Origin of the sequence: Chryseobacterium sp. BIGb0232 (genome assembly GCF_024810195.1) — a bacterium.
Taxonomy (GTDB): Bacteria; Bacteroidota; Bacteroidia; order Flavobacteriales; family Weeksellaceae; genus Chryseobacterium; species Chryseobacterium pennae.
Map to the genome: position 1 here is coordinate 227,018 of NZ_JANUEH010000006.1, position 18,064 is coordinate 245,081.

An 18,064-nucleotide genomic window follows, 5' to 3' on the forward strand; every position below is an offset into this window, starting at 1 on the left:
ATTTTATGATTTATGGCTGAACAGAAAAATAGAATATTAGTTTTAGACGGTTTAAGAGGACTTGCAATTTTGTTGGTTTTTCTTTTTCATGGATATTATATTTGGAGCAAACATTATCCTTTCGGGGATTTGTTCAAAGACAATCTGCTGGTAAAATATGGAGATCTGGGTGTGCAGTTGTTCTTTCTGATATCCGGGTTTGTCATTCTGATGTCTATGGAAAAAACAACAGGCTTTATTCAGTTTATCAAAAACAGATGGGTGAGGCTTTTCCCCAGCATGCTGATATGCTCCTTAATTATCTATATTACGGCTGGATTCTTTTATGAAAGACCTTTGGGGATTCCTGAGCTTAAATCTTTGCTTCCCGGAATTCTATTCGTAGATGAGGGATTGCTGGAGCGTATTTTTAAAACCGACTTTCCTGTTCTGGAATCATCATTCTGGTCCTTGTATATTGAAGTAAAGTTTTATGTGATTTTTGGTGCGCTTTATTATATGTTTAAAAGGAACCTGGCATTGTTAGGGATCTTTATCATTTATTTGGTGGCTGTGTCATATCAGATCCTGGAATTCCATCACTTGCTTCCTCCGGAATTGTTGAAATGTAAAGCCTATATTGGAAATTTCGTCTATTTTGGATGGTTTGTATCTGGTGCACTCATGTATATTTACTATAAAGAAAGAGATAAAAGATATCTGTATGCTTTTGTAATTGCCACAATATGTGCTATGTTTTATATGTACAGGCTTCAGGATATGACCAGAAACGTGTATCTTATTATTTTGGTTCTTGTTTTTGTAGGAGCGTTATTCTGGAAGCGAATGGAGCGTTTCTTTTCTATGAGGCTGTTTACTTTTGTGGGGTTTGTGAGTTATCCTGTTTATTTATTGCATGAAAATATGATGATTTCATGGATGCTGAAAATAGATAGATTTATTACGGTCCCTTACTGGCTTTTACCCATTATTTCATTTTCACTTGTAATTCCTGTAGCATATGTGGTTGCAGAATATCTTGAGCCTCCGATTCAGAAAAAATTAAAATCAATGCTTAAAAATATTAAATAAGAAACGGTATCATTACCGTTTTTTTTATTTCTTTTGGATTTAAAAAGAGTAAATTTTATATTCCTGAAAGGTTTGTTTTACTATTGGATTATTTCTCAGATAAAATATTCTTATTTGGATGTTAAACGGTTGTTTAATAGATTATTGTCGATTTATGTCACCTGAATCTGTTTTTTCATATATTTGTGAAAATTCTTTCCCTAGCTGAACAGATTTTTTAAACTAAAAACACAAATAAACCATGATGAACACCAATTCAAGTGAATTTATTCACACTTACTTTTCCTATTGTATCCGATACCATCTTTTCGGAAAAAAATAATCAAGTTTTAACACATTTATTCAAACAACAACGTTATGAAAGCAAAATTTATTTCCAAAATTTTGGCAACAGCATTCTGCGTGGTGTCAACTCATGCTTTTTCGCGGGAATTTTCGCCTCCGGAAACGTATGGGAAATCTTTAAATTCCAGGCTTTACCCCCCTGTTACTCCTTTTACTTATGATCTGGATCCGCTGATCGTTATCAATCAGAATATCAATCAGAAAGGGTTGGTTGTGATGAGCGGAAAGCTTACAAAACCCTTTACCAGTGATCATATAAAACTGTCGATCCGATATCAGGATGCACAGGGCAATTGGGTTACCGGATGGTGTAAGACTTTGTATTCCTATAACCAGTACAATGAAATTCTCACGGCGCGTTTTGAACTTCCTGCTTCTGCTCAAAGTTCTTATAAGGTAAAAGTGGAACTGAGTTCGGATACTAATCTTAGCAATTTCAATAGTGTTGTATGGGACAAAAGTATAAGCCATTATAAGCTTAGTGATTATGTTGCTTCTAACTGTGATCTGGATGAAAATGAATATACAATGCTCTTAACGCCTAAGAAGGATGGGTCACTGATTACAAACAGCAGTGGAAAAGTGGTTGGAGTGAAAGACAGGGTGACATCTGCTTATTCCTGGAATAAACTGAGTAATGTCCTGATGGATAATAAAAAAAATGATGTTGTATTTGCACCCACTCATCCATCAGATCTGATTGCAGATGCAAATGGCAGTAAAGCTGTAAAATTGGTCAATACAGGAGCGGTTAGTGATACATTAGGGGCTACTCCTGAATTTATATACAATGAAGCTGCAGGGCATCCTATACCTTATCTGTATAGTTATGATGATCCTGTGTATATGTTTGCCGGTAAATTCTCAGCTAACGGACTCTTTGTGAAATTTAGCCAATGGCCAGGAGAACCTAATGGTCCGGGATATTTTAACTGGAAAAGTCCAACCTTTATAGAAAGCAGGTATTTTAACATGTACAACAGGACGTGGAAGAATTTGGCTGAATTTATTCCAGATCAGGAACCTGTTGTGATTGTTTCGAGTATTACAACCGGATTAAGAATTTATAAAAATGATGGGACTTATATAGATCTTACTCCCAACAGTACAAGCAATTATGGAGCTCCTTATTTCGGATATACAAACAATGTGGCAAGAAGGGGACCTGGATCTGAAAACCTTATTATTTCTAATACTTCAGAGATGACTTTATACGGTGTGGGAGCGTTAAGAAATGATGTTACTACATCATATCAGCCTAAAAGGACTATGCAGGATGTTGAAAAAGAAGTATTCAAATTCATTAAATATACTGGTGTTTTTGGCTCTACTACGGCTTATGATGATACTTCGGAGTGCTCACTGGGTTGTTTTACGGTAAATACAGGAGCTGTTTCAGATTATAGTGTTGCAGACTGGACTAAAGCTCCTAACAGTTATATTTTTACTGGAAAAGATAAGACAGGAAATAGTGCTGACGGTCTTTATATTCCGGTTAAAAAGGCATTTGCTATGTGGCAGAAGGATAAATACATTGGTGGGTCCGATATTCCTGCAGGACAGGTTACAGCCGATGTTTTATGGGAGGACGCCCATGGTTTGATCAAATCAGGCATTAATTATAGCCTTGAGATGATTGGCTCTGGAGAAGATACTATGATAAAAGTTCCTGTTAATAAGGCTAAAAAAGGAAATGCTGTTATTGCATTAAAAGTTGGTGGTGAGGTTTATTGGTCGTGGCATATCTGGGTTACAGATGATCCTACTAATGGTTCTGCTTATAAGAGTTTCGCAGGGCTAAAAAGACAAAAGAAAGATGGAACTGTAGAGTTGATTCCGGATTCAGATTGGGGATGGATGGATAGAAACTTAGGGGCAATGAGTAATTCTTTAACTTCAGGAAACTGGAATAAAAATGGTGGATTGCTCTATCAGTGGGGTAGAAAAGATCCGATTCCTCCTTTAACAGCTAAGGGAAATGATTCTTATGAAGTGTCAGGTTCAATAGGACGAATAAGACATAGAAATGCCCAATATACGGCAAACTCAGTTAAAATTGACGCACTTAGAAAATTTGTTCCATTGGCCAGTGCGAATGTGAAAAATAACCTGTCACTTGCCGTTAAAAATCCTTTAAGCCTAATCTATGTGGGGAATAATAGTGCAGATATCGCATATTATGACAGTGCTAAGACGCTCATGTTAAATTGGTTTGGAAAATCACCTGATTTTGGTAGCAATCGCCTTTCCGAGCTTAATTTATGGTCTGATAATTCCGAAGGAAAATATAGAGACAATTACTTGGGAGATGATGATGCACAGCCCTATAAAAATAAATCGTCTTATGACCCGTGTCCTAATGGCTGGAGGGTTCCTTCTGTTTTAGTAGCTAATGGAGGATCAAAGACTTATATTGATGATATTAGAATTGATTTCTCTCCTCTTGGGGTGAAAACCAATATGGGTAAGAATGCCTTTGAAGCAAACTCTTATCAGATTATCAAGCCTACAGATGCGGGGGCACCTAACTTTATGAAAGGATTTAAACTGTATACGAATGTAGGATATGACCTTTCCAGTATAGGTGGATTTAATATGGGTAAATTTCCGGGTACCGGACAGTTGCTTATTAACAGACATGAAGGGCAGTATACAGACCAGCATCACACAGCTTTATGGACTGCAACGATGACCAGACATTTCGATGCCTCTCCATCCATCGTAGCCAGAGCTCTGTTTCTGGTTCCTGATAAAGAACAACCTGATATTCCAGATCCAAACTATCCGAATATTAACGGAAGGTATTTCTATCAGCCGTTATCTATGGGGGAAACTTCTGGGGCCAATGGTTGCAGATGTATCAAAGATCCTTTATATGTGGTTAACGATTATGATTTCCCTACAGACTACTTTGCAGAAGGACAGTACATGGATGGATTGGATAATCCAAACACCTATACAATGGTAAAATCTACTGCAGAATCTACAATTGAAATTCCAATCAGTAAAGCTTTTTCTACCCAGAGTCAATTATTAAATAATCCTGATGTATTAAATGCTTCAGGTTTTGATAATTTAAAAACAAATGTTCTGTGGACAACAGATACAGGTTTGATTAAACAGGTTTCTGTAGATCAGCCAGGTTCTTTATCAGCAATCAGTAGTTCAAAAATAAAAGTTATCATCAATCCAAATAAAAGTGGTAATGCAGTTGTTACATTGCATAATGGAAGTATCACAAATCCGGTTTACTGGAGCTGGCATATTTGGGTAACCAATACGGCTATCGGGTCCAATCGTCATATAACAGATCAGCCGGATGCCAATGCTGTGAACTATATAAACTTTGCAAAAAGAAGTGAAGTTTTGGATACTGAAATCATGGATAGAAATTTAGGAGCTGTAGAAGTATTCCCTACCATTTATGGGGATAACCTAAACCCCGAAACAGCATTACCCGGCTCTCCGGAGCAGATTATGCTTTCTGGTGGTCTTCATTATCAATGGGGAAGGAAAGATCCAATTCCAACCTATAGAACGGCATCAGATATTGATTATGGCCAGTATCGCTATAAAACAGATGCTGTAAAGTACTGGACAGGAACTACTGCAGCAAACGGAATAATTACCTATGCACCTTTAGTTGAATCGAATTATAATACTAATTATATCAGACCGTATGCAACCTATAGTAATTCTGCCAATGCCAATGTTGTTGTTACAGACAAACCTTCTGAAAAAATAGCAAAAGTATTGTCGTATTCGGTGAAAAATCCATTGGCTTTTATGGTGCCAAGTACTTTGGATGCTACCGGAAAAGGTTCAGACTGGTTGGCTGCAGAGCCTAATTTAGGTGCTGATCGCTGGGGGAGAGGTGATAAAAAATCCCCTTTTGATCCTTGCCCGGAAGGATGGAGAATCCCTGACGTAACTACGGTATCTGTTATCTCAGTTCCTTCAAATCCTGTAGCACAGGAAGATTTCGGTCTTAGCCCGTGGTATAGAAAATCATACAGAGCTGCAAGTGCCTATAGGATTATAACAGATAATTTTGGAATTCAGGTGAGAGTTGGAAAAAGAAGAACTGCAGGATTTATGTTCCCAAATAGTGATTACACCATTGGTAACTATGCAATATTTACAGGAATGAGAGGGTACAGAAGTGTAACCACTAATACAGTTCCTAATTTTGCGTCTTCTGAAGGAGATGTCAATGGAAGTCTTTATACAGGTTTCTGGACATCGGGTTTAAGCTCCAATTTCAATGGCAGACCAATCAACCTGCTTCTCAAAAAATATGACAGCAATGTTACTCAGAACTTTATTCAGGCATTTCATGATAATAACGACCCTTACTTTGGTGCAAGTTGTCGTTGTGTAAAAGTCAAAACAGATGGAACAAATGAAGCCGGACCAATACCAAGATTACAGGTAACCACTGTTTCAGCAGCCAGAGCGACAAATGTTTTTGCGAAAAAAGCTGTTGAAGAAAAGATTGTTCAGAATAAACTTGAAGTATTCCCTAATCCGGTAAAGAGTATATTATATATCAAAGGAAATGATAAAGTAAAAGAATATTATTATCAGATCTATACTATGTCCGGACAGTTAATCAAATCAGGCAAATTTGAAAATGAACAGACGGATCTTTCTGGTTTAATTTCAGGTGCATACCTGATAAGGATTAATAATTCCGACAGTATCGTTAAGATTATCATGGAATAATTAAATTATTCCATAAATATCAGCCGGGAGATTTTTTCTCCCGGTTTTTTTATGCCCCTGTTTCTTTTTGAATGCAGGATATGACGTTTGTTTTATGGAATTGTTGCTAAAATATTAAAGTATTGTTCATACCATGTTTTATACTTTTGGTGTATTTTTTGATTATCTGATTTTGTATTGATTATTTTACATTAATAAAATAATTATGTTGAATTATTTGTTTAATAATTTATTTATTAGATTGTAATTTATGTATCATATGACTTTTTTATATCAAAAGTATAGGGGTGTACTTATGTTTATATAAAATCAGTGACATGGAAAAATCAGTATTAAAAAAAATAACGGCAATCATTTGCCTGGTGTTGATATGTATCTGTTCTATGAATGGTGTAATGCTAAAAAAGCGGATCGTTCACATAGAAAAATCTCAAAAAAGTAATCAGGATACTATTATTGAGTCCTCAGGAAGAGTAAAGAAAACTAATGGCAAAAATCGAAATACAGATAAGAAAGCCAATAATGAGGATGTAAGAGACTGGACCAAGGCTCCAAACAGCTATCTATTTGACCCAAGCCAGAATAATGAAGGTTTATATGTTCCTGTAAAAAAGGCCTATGCGATGTGGCAGCAGGATAAAATTTTGGGCACTTCAGGAATTCCTGCAGGGCAGATAACGGCAGATGTTCTTTGGGAAGACAATCCTGGATTGATAAAATCAGGAGCAGGATATCTCCTTGAAATGGTAGGATCAGGTGAAAATGCTAAAATAAAAGTTCCCATCAATAAAACCAAAGAAGGAAATGCTGTTGTTGCTTTAAAGGTTAATGGTGAAATTTTCTGGTCATGGCATATCTGGGTGACTGATACTCCTGAAAATGGATCGACCTATAAAAGTTTTAAAGGAGTCTCAAGACAGAAAAACGATGGAACTGTAGAGCTGATCTCAGATTCAGAATGGAGATGGATGGACAGAAACCTGGGAGCAGTTGGAAATTCAATCACAGCAACAGAATGGAATAAAAACGGCGGCCTGCTGTACCAGTGGGGAAGAAAAGACCCTATTCCGCCATTGGTGCTAAAAGGAGATGATTTTTATGAAGTTTCAGGGTCAATAGGGCGGGTAAGGCACAGAGGAGCAAAGAACTTTACGGGAGCAGTGAAAATTGATGATCTTAGAAAATTCGTTCTCCTTTCCAATGCTGAAGTAAGTAACAATATTAAGCTTTCCGTCAAAAATCCATTAAGTCTTATATACGTTAATAAGGATGATAATTCAGGACCGGCTTACTATAATAACAATGCTGCTTTAATGGTAAACTGGTTCGGGAAATCCACTTCCATTCCGGATGCACAGCTTTCCGAATTAAATTTATGGTCAGACAATTCTCAGGGAAAAGTGGGTGCGAATTACAATGATGACAGCAGCGCAAAACCTTATCATGATAAATCTTCCTATGACCCTTGTCCGAATGGATGGCGAATTCCTTCTGTGTTGGTTGCAAATTTAGCCTCTCAGACTTATATAGACGATGTGAGGGTAGACTTTTCCCCCTTTGGAGTAAGAACGAATATGGGTAAAAATACTTTTGAAGGCAATAAATACCATGTGATAAAACCAACGGATATCAATACTCCAGACTATATGAAAGGGTTTAAATTATATGCAAATACAGGATTTGACTTATCCAATGTGAATGGTTTTAATATGGGGATTTTTCCAGGAACTGGACAATTGGCGCTTACAGTTCACTTAGGACAATATACAGACCAGCATCATACAGCTTTATGGACGGCAACTATGGCTAAACATTTTGATAATACTCCTGTTGTAGGGGCCCGGGCATTGTTTATGGTTCCTGATAAAGGTCAGCCGGATATTCCGGATGCCTCTTTTCCTGGTGTCAAAGGAAGGTATTGGTATATGCCACTGGCAGCTGGGGAAACTTCGGGAGCGAATGCATGCAGATGTATAAAAGACCCTTTGTATATAGTAGACAGATATGAATTCCCTACAGAATATTTACCTGTTGTTGTTGAATTTAAAGAAGGAATTGATAATCCAAACACTTATCAGACTGTAAAAAGTACAACATTAACTACCCTTGAAATTCCTGTAAGTAAAGCATTTTCTGTTCAAAGTACAATGTTGAATAATAAAGACATTCTTTCCACATCAGGTTTCAATAATTTAAAAGCTAATGTACTCTGGAGTACAAATACAGGCCTTATAAGCAAGGTAACCATTCCTAATGGGTCACCAAATTCCCTGGAAGGGATTTCAAATACTAAAATTGCCGTTACGATTAATCCAAACCAAAGCGGAAATGCAGTGATTACTTTACATAACGGAAGTATTACCAATCCTGTATACTGGAGTTGGCACGTCTGGGTAACAGATACTCCCATTGCTTCCACTTCCTATACAACAGAATTACCCAATTCAGCTGTAATAAATTATGTAAATTATATTGATAAGGGATCAACCCCACTGCAGACAGAATTTATGGATAGAAATTTGGGCGCTACAGATGCTTTTCCTGTGGTTGCAAATCCTTTGACACCTACTGCTGCGGAATTGGCAAAAATCAGGGCATCAACAGGTATGCATTATCAATGGGGAAGGAAAGACCCGATCCCAACTTTTCAATACGCTGATAATAGAGCTTCCTTTAGCGTGTTTTTAGGAGCTGCGGGAACGGACGGGACAGTGGCTTATACTCCTTTGACTGTAGCTGCTTATAATAATCTGGCCGGAAATTATATTGTACCTTTCAATACCTATATAAATGCAGCCAATGCGAACATATCTCCCACAGATAAAATAGCAGATAAAATTTCAAAAGTTTTAACCTATTCTGTAAGAAATCCGTTAGTGTATATGGTTCCAAGTACTTTTGCTCCATACAATAGTGCTACACCTAACTTTACAAACGGAACAGACTGGCTGGCTGATGAACCCAATTTAGCACCAGACAGATGGGGAAGGGGAACAAAAAAATCACCTTTTGATCCATGTCCGGAAGGATGGCGGATTCCAGATCTTACAGGAACTTCCATCACAACAAATCTTGATTTCGGGATTTCTCCCTGGTATAAAAAAGACAAAAACGTGGCAACAGCATTTAGTGTGATTGTCGATTATTTGGGAGCAAGAGTTAGAAACCCAAGCACAACATCCACCATCGGATATGCTTTTAATGATCAGTCATACCGTGTCGGAATTTATCCGAACTCAGGTTCAAGGGGCTTTCGAAGTGTTATAACCAATCAAAGTGCAGCGGGGAGTTATAATATGATCAATTTTCAATATCCGGGAATCTGGACGGGGGCCTTGCTTTCCAACTATATAGGAAGACCTGTGAATATTCTTTGGGATGCTGCTTCTACAGCCAACCGTATGATTGCCTTTCATGATAATAATGATCCTTATTTCGGAATGAACTGCAGGTGTGTAAAAATGAAGTTTGATGTTAACGGAAATGAATCAGGTCCCATTCCTAAAGAACAGGTCCCAGCTTTACCCACAATAGAAAAAGAAATCCCTAAAGACCTGATTACTGTTAATAAATAGCCTGCTGAGGTAAAAAGTAAACTTTATAGTTTGAATCTTAAAGATAGCCGGTTTACTATAGAGCCGGCTTTATTGTTTGTTTTCCAGCTTTAAAATAGGGGTTACCTCTTAATCATATTAAAAAAAAGAAATATATGCCTATGGATAAGTCTAAATTCATAATTTTAGCACTTGTAAAAAATTGAGAAAAGCTTAGTACCGTTTGCTCTTTTCTTTTTTACAGATTTTAAAAATAGACTATGAGGTTAGAGAAATTTGTACAACATTTTAATATTAAGATCTTTATTTATTTTCTTATCGCCGTTACGGCAATTTATACCCTCGCATTTACCCTCGCATTTAATCTTAAAGATGATGGTTATATTCTTGCAGACTGGCTCATTAACTATGAAGACGGAGGGTTCAAAAGAAGAGGGTTGTCCGGAAGTTTCTTTTTTATTATTCAGGATGTAACAGGGCTTAGCCTGAATTATATTGTTTACTTCTTTCAGTTTATAATTATTTCACTGTTCTTCTGGTGCTATACAAAGCTTATCAGATATAAAATAACAGACCTGCTTTACCTGTCTCTTCTATTGTCATCTATAGGGTTTATAGGGCTTTTGAATACGGTGACTTATGTAGGAAAGAAAGAATTTATTGTATTTCTCCTGTTTACTTATTTCGTATACCTTTTAGATCATGATAAGCTTTCAAAACAGAAAGAATATATTTTCTGTTTTCTGCTTTTTATAAGCACTCTTTTACATGAAGTTACACTCTTTTATATCCCTTATTTTGCGATTGCCTTATATGTGAAAAACGGAAAACTGGAGATCAGAAGATATATTAAATTCTTCCTTGCCGTGATTATTCCTGCTGCTGCCATTATGTTATTTGGGAAAAATGTAAATGAAGGAATGTCACTGGAAATTCTGAGCAGAAGAGGAGTGCATCCTACCTATGGGATTTTTTACTGGAATATTGATGAAAGACAATACATTAAAGAACACCTTAATGAATATCTGCTCTACTTTATCAGTTTAGGAATAAGTATATTTCATATCGGGTATTATTTAAAATATCTAAATGGCCGAAAGATTTTATATATTTTATTGATTGGAGCCTTTATCTTCTCTCTTCCATTGTTTTATCTGGCCATAGACTGGGGAAGATGGATGTATATTCATATGATGCTGATGATTATTCTTTTTGCGATGATGCTCAAAAAAGGGAACTCAATTGATGCCTATGAACCAATCGTTATCGACAGGAAATTCTATATTACAATGGCTATTATCCTGCTGTCTCTGCTGTATAGGGTGGAAATGTCCGGAAAAGGTTTCACTTTCGAGGGAATACTCTACAGACTCTTTGTTGCTCCCCTTGAATTATTAAATAAAATGTGATTTCAAAAAGTATATAATAAAAAAGGTTTACTTTTGCAAAAAAATTTTTTTTAGAATGTCGAAAAATTTAGTAATCGTAGAGTCCCCGGCAAAGGCAAAAACTATTCAGAAATATTTAGGTAAGGATTTTGAAGTGAAATCCAGTTTCGGGCATATCCGGGATCTGCCTAAAAAAGGTATGGGAATAGATCTTGCCACCTTTAGTCCTGATTACGAAGTTTCAGCAGACAAGAAGAAATTGGTGACAGAATTAAAGGCTGCAGTAAAGAAAGCTGATATGGTTTGGCTTGCTTCCGATGAAGACCGTGAGGGAGAAGCTATTGCATGGCACTTAGCAGATGAATTGAAACTGAAGCCCGAAAACAGGAAAAGAATTGTTTTCCACGAGATTACTAAAAATGCCATTCTAAAAGCAATTGAAAATCCAAGAGATATTGATCAGAACCTGGTGAATGCCCAGCAGGCAAGAAGAGTGCTGGACAGAATTGTCGGTTTCGAAATGTCTCCGGTTTTATGGAAGAAAGTAAAACCAGGACTATCTGCGGGAAGAGTACAGTCGGTAGCCGTAAGACTGATTGTTGAAAGAGAAAAAGAAATCCGTGAATTCGTACCAAAAGCAAGCTTTAAACTTGACGGAATTTTCTTAAACAATACTGAGCAGGAAATCGCTGCCAAACTCAAAAAAGACTTCGAAAAAGAAGCCGAAGCCGAAAAATTCCTTGAGCAGGCAAAAACTACAGAATTTAAAGTTCTGAATGTTGAAACAAAGCCGGGAACACGTTCCGCATCCGCTCCCTTTACTACTTCTACATTACAGCAGGAAGCTTCATCAAGGTTAGGATACAATGTGACCAATACCATGCGTCTTGCTCAGAGGTTATATGAAGAAGGATTCATTACCTATATGAGAACAGACTCCGTGAATCTATCTCAGGAAGCGATTGAAGGAGCAAAAAAACAGATTATTTCAGAATATGGAGCAGAATATTCTTCTCCAAGAAATTATACCACAAAATCATCTTCTGCACAGGAAGCCCACGAAGCCATCCGTCCTACGGATTTCGGAGTGAAAAACATTGGAGATGCACAGTTGAGTAAGTTGTACCAATTGATTTACAGAAGAACATTAGCATCCCAGATGGCGAATGCTAAAATTGAAAAAACTGTTATTGAGATCGGAAATGCATCATTGCCACATCATTTTGAAGCGCAGGGAGAAGTAATCATCTTTGATGGTTTCCTGAAAGCTTATGGTATTGTAAAAACGGAAGATGATGATGATGAAAACAATGACAAGCTATTGCCAAAAGTAAAAATTGGTGAAGTATTAAGCTATAAATCCATCACAGCTACAGAAAAGTTTACAAGACCAAGTGCAAGATATACTGAAGCCGGATTGGTGAGAAAACTTGAAGAATTAGGGATTGGTAGACCATCTACTTACGCTCCAACCATTCAGACCATTCAGAACAGGGAATATGTGGATAAAAGAGAAATCGAACCACAGACCCGTGAAGTGATCAAAATGTCTTTAGTAAAAGATAAGATCAAAAAAGTGGTGCTGGATGAAAAATTCGGTGGTGATAAAAATAAATTCTTACCTACAGATATAGGAGAAGTTGTGAATGACTTCTTAACAGATAATTTCAAGGAAATCCTTGATTATGGCTTTACTGCAAGAGTAGAGGAAAGTTTCGACGAAATTGCCAGTGGAGATCAGAAATGGAAGGAAATGATGACGAATTTCTACTCGAAATTTCACCCGAGAATTGAAGATGTAGAAGAAAATGCAGACCGTGCAACAGGAGACAGACTTCTGGGAGTGGATCCAAAGACCGGTAAAAATGTCCATGCAAGAATTGGTAGATTTGGAGCAATGATCCAGATCGGGGAGACAGATGATGAAGAAAAACCAATCTTTGCATCATTAATGACAGGACAGAATATTGCGACCATTACTTTTGAAGAAGCATTGGAACTGTTCAAATTACCTTTCGAACTGAATGAATTTGAAGGGAATGCCGTTTCTGTAGGAGTAGGAAGATTCGGACCTTATGTGAAATGGGGTGAAACATTCATCAGTATTCCAAAAGGAGAAGATCCTCTTTCTGTAGATCAAAACCGTGCAGAACAGATCATCAATGAAAAGAAAAAGGCTGATGCTCCTATTGCAACTTATAAAGGAGAGCCTGTAACTAAAGGAAGCGGAAGATTCGGCCCATTTATCAAGTACAAAGATATTTTTATAAATGTTCCGAAGAAATACAACTTTGATAATCTTTCTCAAAGCGACATCAACGAACTGATTGATGCTAAGCTGGAAAAAGAAGCCAACAGATATATCCAGCAATGGGAAAAAGAAAAAATATCTCTTGAAAACGGAAGATGGGGACCATTCATCAAGTTTGGAAAAGCCATGTTCAAGATCCCGAAGAAAAACGATGATACCAAATACGATGCAGAAGAATTGAAAGAAATTTCTCTGGATGAGGTTAAAAAATGGATCACCGATCAGGATAAAAATGCCTTTGCAGAAAAGAAAAAACCAGCTGCGAAAAAGGCAACCACTGCTAAGAAAACCACAGCTGTAAAAAAACCGGCTGCCAAGAAAAAATAATAGCAAAGAGAGTGTATTACAATTATTAAACGATATAGGTTAAGAATAATTAATGAAAGTCCTCTCATATAATCTAAGAATAAAGGAAAGAGGCCATTTTCACGAGTTGTGAGATGGCCTCTTTTTTAGTTTGAATATAATAGATATAAAGTATCTATAAAGTTATCCTGAGAAATGATATCAGCTTCTTTTCCTTCAAAAGAAAAATATTGATATTGAGGATTTTCTTTTTTTAATTTTTCAAATTTTTCCTTGCTAATTTTTTTTCCATCGAAATAGTAATAATTTGGCGGAGGGTTTTCGACAACTACCACAGCTCCAATTTCAAATCCTTTATAATCAATTTGAAATTTCTTATTTTCAACTTTCTCTTTTCTTGAAAAGACTATTGTTTGATCTCCATAATTGATGTCACTTATAGTATCTTTTATATTTTTTTCTTTCCTTTTTTCATTTAATTTATCAAAATTGAAGTATAAAACATTTTCTTCTTCTATAAGATTGTTTGGAACATCTAACTGAAAATAGCCATTCTCATTAGTTGTAGATTTCAAAAAAATGTTCTGGGTTATAAAGAAAATTTCTGCATTTGGAATAGCTTTTTGCGTTTCTTTGAATATTAATCTACCAGATACCTTTGTAATATCTGTTGTTTGTTGTTCAGTAGTATCTCTGAAATTATTTTTACTTTGTACTTGAGCGAAACTCAGATTAGTTACTAAAATAATTCCTGCAGCAGCCAAAGCCAAAGACCTTGTTGATGTTCTTCCGCAAATTTCTCTTCCGCTAGCAGCTGTTAGAATATCCTGAATCTGTTCATCTGTTTTATTTGTAAAGTCTATTATACATTTGGAACATTTCTCACAGAATTTTCCTGAAGAAAGATCTTGCATATTATCCCAGTTTTCAGGACATGGATTATGGATTTTGATTTGATTTTTCATAGTATGTTGTAAATAAAATAAAATGCTGTTTCAAATGGAAAGACATTTTATATTTTATTGCTTGGTGAGTAAAGTATCCTTAGGGAAATAAAGTTCTGAAAACATCCTTTAGGCTATTGTTTGGTAAAGACTAGATCCTTCGTTTCCGGTAAATAAATATTGATATCCGTTCCTGGTGGGCATTTAGTATCATCAATAATCATATCATTTGGACGATACTCCCATGAGATTTGAATGGCACTATTTTTTTTCAATTTTACACTTCCCCATCCTACACTACAATTGGTACCTCCATAATATAACAAAAGACTATTTCCATTATCTTCAGCCCATCGACTATAGAGTGTATGTGTTAATTGATTTGCTTGAAAGGTCATATTTTGGGTGTTTTGAAGAACTATTCCAGAAGAGTTTTTCACAACATATTTTACCGATAATATATCTTTATAATATTTATAGCCACTTTTATTGAAAAACTTTTGTGTCTCTTTAGTGATGAAAAGAGTAATTAAGTTGCCATTATAGCTTCCCTGCCAGTTTCCTACAAAAGAATCTAATTCATTATTAATATCCTTTAGATATGAGTTTTGAGGTATCTCTGTATAGTCTGTTTTTAAAGGATAAACTTGTTGTGATTTACAAGAAAACACAACGAATATTCCTAATATTTTAATTAATCTACTCACTATTATTGTTTGGTGAAAATTAAATCCTTCGTTTCTGGTAAATAAATTTTGATATCCGTTCCTGGTGGGCATTTAGTATCATCAATAATCATATCATTTGGGCGATATTCCCATGATATTTGAGTCGCATTATTTTTTTTCAATTTTACACTTCCCCATCCTACACTACAATTGGTACCTCCATAATATAACAAAAGACTGTTTCCATTATCTTCTACCCATTGACTATAGAGTGTATGTCTTAATTGATTTGCTTGAAAGTTCATATTTTGGGTATTTTGAAGAACTATTCCAGAAGAGTTTTTTACAACATATTTTATCGATACTATATCTTTATAATATTTATTGTCATTTTCATTGAAAAATTTTTGTGTCTCTTTAGTGATGAAAAGAGTAATTGAGTTACCATTATAACTTCCCTGCCAGTTTCCTATAAAAGAATCTAGTTCATTATTGGTATCCTTTAGATATGATTTTTGAGGTATCTCTGTATAGTCTGTTTTTAAAGGATAAACTTGTTGTGCTTTGCAAGAAAACACAACAAATATTCCTAATATTTTAATTAATTTACTCACTATTATTGTTTGGTGAAAATTAAATCCTTCGTTTCCGGTAAATAAATATTAATATCTGTTCCTGGGGGACACTTGCTACTGTCAAGAACAATGTCATTGGGTTTATATTGCCATGACAGTTGTGTGGGATTTATTCTTTTTAAATAAATATCACCCCATCCAACTCCACAATTAGTACCACCATAATAGAAAATTACTGCATTTTGTGAAGGTCTAGTCTTAGTACTATATATTGTAAAACGAAGTTGATTTCCTGGTAAATTCATATTCTGCGTATCTTGAAGAACTACTCCAGAAGAATTTTTCACAATATATTTTATTGATAAAACATCCTGATAATACTTCTTTACTTTTAAATCAAAAAATTTATGATTTTGCAAACTAATCAATAAAGTAATTTCATGATCACCAAAATTTGCTTTATAAGTTCCAACATAGGGAGGAAGCTCATTATTTAAGTCTTTTAAATACGAATTATCAGATAGCTTCATATAAGAAGAGTTTAGTGGATATTCTTGTGCTTTGCAAGATAAAAAGCTTATAAAAAGACTAAAAAGCATTATTGTTTTGATATTTATTGTTTTCATATTTTATTATTTGATTTATTATGAACAAGCTGTTGAAGTTGGTTGATTGTTGTTGTCTAGCTTAATATTTTTTACAGAACCACTACTTTCAATTCTTTGTAGATTGACTTTTCCTTCTAATCCCATATTCTTTAATGTTTCAAAAAAAAGTTTTTCCACGCCTAAATTATTTATTGAACCGTCACCATTCATATAAGTCATTCCATTTTTTGATTCATCGGTTAAATCACTTTCTGTATCTTTATAAATTTTCACATACACATCTATTTCCTGTTGTGAAAATGTTTTTAAGGCATCATTATAACCACCATTAAATCGTGCTACATAATGCATGCCATTAGGAGCAACCATACCAATATAAGCATTGTTAGGATCTCCTTGGTTTCCCTGAGCCAGTGCAAATTGTAAAAGTTGATCGATATCTGGTGGAGATAACATTGGAATTCCTGTAGGGGTATGATTATGGTATCCTCCTGCATAGCCTGTCTTATCTCCAAAGTTTACGCTGTGAGCATTCCCAGGTATCTCATTTGATGGAGTTCCGTCTATTTTAATTTTGTAACCATTTTCTCCTCCTTTTGTAGATTTTGTTTTTAAAGCATTTATAGCTTTCATAGTTAATGGGTTCTCTATAAGCTTCTTTGCTTTCTTACACGGATCATCCTCAGGATCCAGATAATCCGGAAACTTATGTTTAGAACCATCTCCGGACATTGCTTTTCCTCCTCCACTTCCCAGATGTGCTCCATTAGCTTCTTTCCATGGAGAGTCCTTCCACCACTCTCTTCCAGGGAACATATATCCAAAACCGCCCCCGCCACCAGAAAAAACATTGAATTTAATGATGGTGATTTCCTCGATATCGTTAACCCTAATATTTTGCTCTTTAGCAAATTTCCCCATTGGAGTAGGATTTTTGGGATATAGATTATCTACCGCATCCTGAAGAATGGCTAATACTCTCAGCGTTACAGGATCATTATTCTGGACAATGGTAAACTGTACATAATCTCTGTTGGGGGTAACAATACCATGAATAAAAGCCGTTACCCGATCTCCCTGGAGAATAGGAAAGGCAATAGCCTTGGAACTATCTCCATAAGTATAGGTAGATACATTATAAAAAGGATTTCCAAAATCTTTATAAAATTCCAGTCCTAAAGCAGGATTGTTTTGGAAAAATGATTCTATGGTTTCTCTGAATGGCAGTTTATAGCTCACCTGAGAGATAGGAATATTTACTGGGGAGGTATTGTAAGAGGCATTCTTTTGGTTAGTTTGACCGGATGCCTGCTGCCTGTTCTGAGATCTGAATTCAGGATCAGCCTGAGCCTTCTCTTCAAATTTCAGGAACATTTCAATAGGAGCCCTGAATTGAGCCTGCTCTTCTTTGGGAAGTACTTCATCTTCCGTCCGGCAGGAATAGATAAAAAGTGTCAGCACTGATAACAGGGCCAACCGAAGAATAATTTTTCCTCTCATAGATGTTTTTTAGTTTTCGAATATACTATTTTTTTTCACCAATGTGTGATAATGTATTATATTTTATTT

General features: G+C 35.7%; 10 protein-coding genes. 5 read left to right on the top strand and 5 right to left on the bottom strand.

Annotated features, from left to right (window positions below):
• Positions 1 to 12: 12 nt before the first annotated feature.
• The 5 genes from M2372_RS15710 to topA all read left to right on the top strand — a co-directional run bounded on the left by M2372_RS15710 (position 13) and on the right by topA (position 13,721).
• Entirely contained in the window at positions 13 to 1,071 is a 1,059-nt protein-coding gene (locus M2372_RS15710) for an acyltransferase (protein ID WP_123321142.1), read from the top strand.
• Positions 1,072 to 1,428: 357 nt separating this feature from the next.
• On the top strand, positions 1,429 to 6,141 hold the full coding sequence (locus tag M2372_RS15715) for a T9SS type A sorting domain-containing protein (RefSeq protein ID WP_123321143.1): 4,713 nt from the start codon (positions 1,429 to 1,431) through the stop codon (positions 6,139 to 6,141).
• Positions 6,142 to 6,458: 317 nt separating this feature from the next.
• Positions 6,459 to 9,716, top strand: a complete 3,258-nt coding sequence (locus M2372_RS15720; protein ID WP_148060816.1) for a hypothetical protein — start codon at positions 6,459 to 6,461, stop codon at positions 9,714 to 9,716.
• A 239-nt stretch (positions 9,717 to 9,955) separates the two neighbouring features.
• Positions 9,956 to 11,104 carry a hypothetical protein gene (locus M2372_RS15725; RefSeq protein ID WP_123321145.1) on the top strand — a complete coding sequence of 383 codons (1,149 nt, stop codon included), beginning with the start codon at positions 9,956 to 9,958 and terminating at the stop codon, positions 11,102 to 11,104.
• A gap of 55 nt (positions 11,105 to 11,159) precedes the next feature.
• Complete coding sequence (gene topA / locus M2372_RS15730; RefSeq protein WP_123321146.1) at positions 11,160 to 13,721, top strand: type I DNA topoisomerase; 2,562 nt, start codon at positions 11,160 to 11,162, stop codon at positions 13,719 to 13,721.
• 125 nt (positions 13,722 to 13,846) lie between these two features.
• Here topA and M2372_RS15735 read toward each other — a convergent pair whose 3' ends face one another.
• From M2372_RS15735 to M2372_RS15755, 5 genes are all read right to left on the bottom strand, one after another.
• Positions 13,847 to 14,665 carry a hypothetical protein gene (locus M2372_RS15735; RefSeq protein WP_123321147.1) on the bottom strand — a complete coding sequence of 273 codons (819 nt, stop codon included), beginning with the start codon at positions 14,663 to 14,665 and terminating at the stop codon, positions 13,847 to 13,849.
• 113 nt (positions 14,666 to 14,778) lie between these two features.
• Positions 14,779 to 15,351 carry a DUF6705 family protein gene (locus M2372_RS15740; protein WP_123321148.1) on the bottom strand — a complete coding sequence of 191 codons (573 nt, stop codon included), beginning with the start codon at positions 15,349 to 15,351 and terminating at the stop codon, positions 14,779 to 14,781.
• A 2-nt stretch (positions 15,352 to 15,353) separates the two neighbouring features.
• Positions 15,354 to 15,926 (bottom strand): DUF6705 family protein, encoded by a 573-nt coding sequence (locus M2372_RS15745; RefSeq protein ID WP_123321149.1) that lies wholly within the window; start codon positions 15,924 to 15,926, stop codon positions 15,354 to 15,356.
• A gap of 2 nt (positions 15,927 to 15,928) precedes the next feature.
• A complete protein-coding gene (locus M2372_RS15750) occupies positions 15,929 to 16,513 on the bottom strand; it encodes a DUF6705 family protein (protein WP_123321150.1) in 585 nt (194 codons plus the stop codon).
• An 18-nt stretch (positions 16,514 to 16,531) separates the two neighbouring features.
• Complete coding sequence (locus M2372_RS15755) at positions 16,532 to 17,995, bottom strand: hypothetical protein (protein WP_123321151.1); 1,464 nt, start codon at positions 17,993 to 17,995, stop codon at positions 16,532 to 16,534.
• Positions 17,996 to 18,064: the final 69 nt, after the last annotated feature.

Coding starts and splice junctions, on each gene's coding strand:
- M2372_RS15710 (WP_123321142.1), top strand. CDS start 13: ATGGCTGAACAGAAAAATAGAATATTAGTTTTAGACGGTTTAAGAGGA.
- M2372_RS15715 (WP_123321143.1), top strand. CDS start 1,429: ATGAAAGCAAAATTTATTTCCAAAATTTTGGCAACAGCATTCTGCGTG.
- M2372_RS15720 (WP_148060816.1), top strand. CDS start 6,459: ATGGAAAAATCAGTATTAAAAAAAATAACGGCAATCATTTGCCTGGTG.
- M2372_RS15725 (WP_123321145.1), top strand. CDS start 9,956: ATGAGGTTAGAGAAATTTGTACAACATTTTAATATTAAGATCTTTATT.
- topA (WP_123321146.1), top strand. CDS start 11,160: ATGTCGAAAAATTTAGTAATCGTAGAGTCCCCGGCAAAGGCAAAAACT.
- M2372_RS15735 (WP_123321147.1), bottom strand. CDS start 14,665: ATGAAAAATCAAATCAAAATCCATAATCCATGTCCTGAAAACTGGGAT.
- M2372_RS15750 (WP_123321150.1), bottom strand. CDS start 16,513: ATGAAAACAATAAATATCAAAACAATAATGCTTTTTAGTCTTTTTATA.
- M2372_RS15755 (WP_123321151.1), bottom strand. CDS start 17,995: ATGAGAGGAAAAATTATTCTTCGGTTGGCCCTGTTATCAGTGCTGACA.